Consider the following 4,528-nt stretch of genomic DNA (forward strand, 5'->3'; position numbering starts at 1 on the left):
CCGTCCCGGATCGCTCGCCTTGCCGGGCAGTAATGGCGCAACCCTTGCCCACTGCGCATCCCTCAACTCGTACCGCTTCACCCCCATTCATAGCCTCCGCCTAGTCGCGGAATCCTATGAATCAGCACTTACCTCGTTTGGGAATCCTGAATGTCGATCGGACCTAGAGCGGATCGGCATTCAGCCTCTCGCCATGATCCTACCGGCGTCAGCCGGTCAGTCTTTCAGTGAAATGGCCCGAACCTGACGGAGCCACAATACCACTCAAAAACCACAGAAAACAGCCAGTTTTTGGATGCTTTCAGACCTGCTGAGAAGCAAAAATGGCCGAGCCGGAATCCAACTATATCTTCAACTAATTGAATATAAACAGAAATTTAAATAGCCTGTGCGATAGGTCCATCATTTGGTCCATCAAAACCTGATTCTAAAGCGGTTCGAGTCCGACAACAGGAATCTCACTGTGGCGAACTCTTTTGCGAATCAGTTCAATGGTGCGGGACGTGACCGAATGCGCGGGGCGAATGGGCAATACGCTACACCTTGAGAAAGTGGCCCCTGAGCCATCCAAATATATACTCCCGGATACCAGGCGCTCTGTCACATGCGTTGACGAGTGTACGCAGAATCTCCCTGTAGTCCTTTCGCCCGCGCACGAGTTGACGCAGCAGGTGCCCCGTAGCAGGTTGTCGATAGGTGATCGCCGCAGGATCATTCCACCAATCAGAGAGGCAGGACATGCAAGCGGCGAGATGCGAACGCGGCTCAGCGTTGACGCCGCCAATTGCACTCGAAATCAGGGTCAATATTCGGCCGGGTACCTTACCATTTTTGGCGTCCATCGCGGCAGAATATGCCAACGCTTCGCCTGTCACTCCTAGATAAGAGTGGCCTCCTTCGATCAAGTCTGCGAGCCACCGCAGATAGGTGTCGAAGTCAACGGCACCCTTTTCATGTGCAACTCTAAGCGCCATCTGGGTCCAGGCACCTTGCTGGCCGGTAAGGAGGCCGCTCGCGTGCCGCGTGAAAAGATCGTCGCTGATAAGAATCGTTCCTGTTGAGGTCGCTATCGCGATTGCGTCGAACAGATCGGAACGCCCTGACCGAATTTCGTCCTTTAGATGCTCAGGCATTGTATCGCTGACGATGAGTGGGCAAACATTAGCGTGCGCTTCCAGCCAAGCCAGTGAAGCGACAATATCATCTCGTTGCGATCGCACTTCGTCTGGCGCAATATGGGTCATGACGAGCATTCCGTCCTGGTACTGTGCGCCGTGGATGCCATCGGAAATCGCCGCGTCGAATTGATCTCGTCTGGTTCTGAGCCGATCAACTACGCTTTGCGGGACATGAATTGGACCGAATGCACTCTCCAGCGCATTGAGCGCCTGAAGGCGCCAGGAGGTCCAGAAAGCGGCAAGATCGAGAGTGAGGCCTTGCCCTGCACCGTCGATAAGGGCCTGTCCGGCCGCCTGAACGTCAGCATGATTTCCTGTGGCGACCTGTAGTTTGTAGCCTGCCGCGACAACACCTGCAGACGCTTCAATAGGATCGGCGCCAACACGATACGCGAGCAGTCCTATTGGCCATTCCCCTGCGAGGTAGTGGCGTTGTTCGTCCTCAATCCAGTCGTGGCGTGCCTTTGCCGCGTTCAAGAGTGGTTCGAGGCCCTTTGGAGTCGACGCGTCGATATTAATTCGACGAAAGCCAGCAACCGTTGGAAATCGCTTCTGGAAGTCATCCAGGATAACGTGGAACCGCGCAATGTACTTGTGCCGCAGTGTGGTGACTGTTGCCGTCCGCCCGACGTCATCCTGGACAGCAGTGCCGACGATCGCCCCCATCAGCCTCTGCACCAGTGGATGTTGAGGTTCGTAGGCATCCGGGTCGAGCTTGCGAAGTTCTGGATCGGGTTCGATGATGATCAAGCGGCTTTCACCATCGTCATAGGTCATGTCGATCGCGGCATGATTTGCGACGGCTGGCATGTCCCAGCGCTTGTCTTGCAGGTTGCGGCCTTGATCGAGAACTATACTCGACAGCGAGAGCCACGCACGAGCAGTGTCGCGATGCGACAGGAATAGCTTATAGGCCAAGCGGATACCGCGGTCGAGCTGGCCAAAATGGGCAAGGAGGCCCGAGAGACGTATCTGGTCCTCGAGGCGTTTCCAGTCCAGAGCCTCAAGAGGCTTGTCCAACTCTGCAGCCAGGTCTGTGATGCGATCGGCCCGAGCAAGAATGTCTATCTTGAAGAGCGCGGCACCAGCATTGTCTGGCTGAATTTCAGTAAGCTTGTTGATCGCCGAATATGCGGCCTCCAGATCCCCCATGTTCCAGGCCCGCGCTGCGCGGGTCCAGAGTAAGTTCGGGTGATCTCGAAGTTCAGGTGCGGCATTGGCCAGTGCCAAATCAAATTCTGCGTCATGTCTAGCGGCGGCGAGTGCTTGCAGATAGAGCTCTCCCGGCTCGCTATGGCGGTTGAGGTCGATGTATCCTTCAAGAACAGTGACAGTTGAGGCAGGCGATCCCGCCTGCATCAATGTATAAGCGAGATCGTAACGTGTGACGATGTCGGTGTCGGGGCTAAGGCGGGATACCAACGCGTTCAATTGCGTCGATTGATGCCCTGCTTCGGGACCCAATTCCGAAAGCTTGGCGCGGGTTTCGAGCAGTTCGGCAGCAAACGGATCGCCAACCTTTGTGCGAAGACCGGCTGCAGCGATTGCTATTTCTTCTTGTTTGTGCGCCGCAAGCGCAATTTCCCCGATCAAGCGGAATCGTAAGCGCGTTAGCCGCGCGTTTTCTTCCGGCACTTGCACGGCGAGCACTTCCTTGAGTGCACGATCCGGGTCTTTGTTGGCCAGCAGTTCGGCTCGCACCATTCTGGATTCTGGATCTTTGGTGCCTTCGAGAAGGCCGAGAGCCGCGTCCTGCTGCCCCCGTGCCAAGTGGATGACGGCGAGGAGGAGGGTCAGGTGTGGCTCGTCTGGAACCTTGCCAAGTGCTTTGACAAGTAGTGCCTCTGCTTCTTTCTCGCGCCCGGCGATCCGCAGCAGTACTGCCGCGTTACTGATGAACGCGCGCAGATCGTGATCATGTTTGTAGTCAATGTCGAGGAAACGCTCGGCTACTTCTTTGACATCATCTGCTGCGGCATTGATTTGAACCATCGACACAGCTGGAGTTCCGCCGATAATCATGGCGTCGTGCCGGATTGCGAGTTCGAGCACGGCCACGCCGTTGGCGCGCTTCAGTTCTTCTGACGAGGGATGTTGACGGTAAAGTTCAATGGTTCTCTCTGCCCACCCTGGCAGGTCACGCCGTCGCATAAATTCGGCGAGCCCAAAGGCCGCTGCAAGGCTGTTCTTCAGATCATCGGGTATGAGTGACTCCGGATCGCCTTGCCAATCGCTGCGCGCGGCCGCTTGCAGAAGGTAGGCGACAGCTGAGTCAGCGCGCGGCGACATGGTGAGCGCGTGCTGGGCCAGAGGAATCGCTTCGCTTGCGCGCCCCTGGATTGTGCGTGCTAGTGCGAGGTTGGCGACAGCGTGCGAATCGCCGGGCCGCAATGCGAAGGCGCGTTCGAAGCGCTGGGCGGCTTCCTGCTCGCGCCCGAGTTCCATGTCGATCGAGCCAAGATTAGTCTCGAGTCGGAACGCGGCCCAAGGCCGGTCAACTGCGGATGTCGCCTCTTGCAGTTCTGTCAGTAGCCGCTGCGCCGAGAGGGTTTGATGATCCTTGAGAAACAAGTCTCTGAGCACGTCGATTTTCGCGTGAAGTGCAGGGTCCTCGGCTGCCTTCTCATCAGTGCCCGGATCAACTGGTCGGAAGGACATCCCGGTCTGTAGATTCTGCGCCAATTGCTGGCCGACCTGAGCCGCGAAGGCGCCCACGAGTTCGGGGGTAACAAGCTGCTGTGTGGTAGCGCTTGCATACAGTGCGGGATTGAAGACCGCGCTCGCATTCGGGTGCATCGCGATCAGATCTTGGAGCGCCTCCCAACCATATAAGGCGACTGTTACGTTGTGCCCTTCCTTCCGCAGCTTCTTCTCGACAGAGATCGCTGCGTCCGTTGCACCTGTGTCAACGGGCGCAGTTGTCGCAAAAATGATTTCGCGAATTCCGGCCTGGATTGTCAGGGCAGCCCGGCAGTCCTCTTCAATTTTCTTCTCGGCGAGGGGCTTCTGGACGCGTCTGCACTGTATGCCGACGAAATGATCCGGATCACCGTTTCGTCGCCCCAGAATGTCTATTCCACGCTGCTTCTGACCGTGCCGGCCGTATTCCTGAGCGTGTGGATCTTTTAGCTCTTCCCGAAAAAGGGCAACGCAAGCTCTCTGAAAATCCTGCCAGTTTTTTGGTTTGGGGCATTCGAAGCCCATCCTTGTTAGCGGAGGCAGCCGTGCTGCCACGACACTGGGGTCAGTGCCTGAAACGTCCTCGATCGAACTCTTGGATTCTTCGTCGTTCATTTGGTGATGACGGGGCTTTGTTGCGCAAATGGCCAATGGATTCCGTTAGCGAATCC

At 56.8% G+C, this 4,528-nt stretch carries 1 protein-coding gene; it reads right to left on the reverse strand.

The features are described 5' to 3' along the window. Positions 1-536: 536 nt before the first annotated feature. Positions 537-4,472: a PIN domain-containing protein gene (locus tag MTR66_RS21040; protein ID WP_243924687.1), complete on the reverse strand. Its 3,936-nt coding sequence runs from the start codon at positions 4,470-4,472 to the stop codon at positions 537-539. Positions 4,473-4,528: the final 56 nt, after the last annotated feature.

This window comes from Novosphingobium beihaiense, assembly GCF_022832375.1.
Lineage (GTDB): Bacteria > Pseudomonadota > Alphaproteobacteria > Sphingomonadales > Sphingomonadaceae > Novosphingobium > Novosphingobium beihaiensis.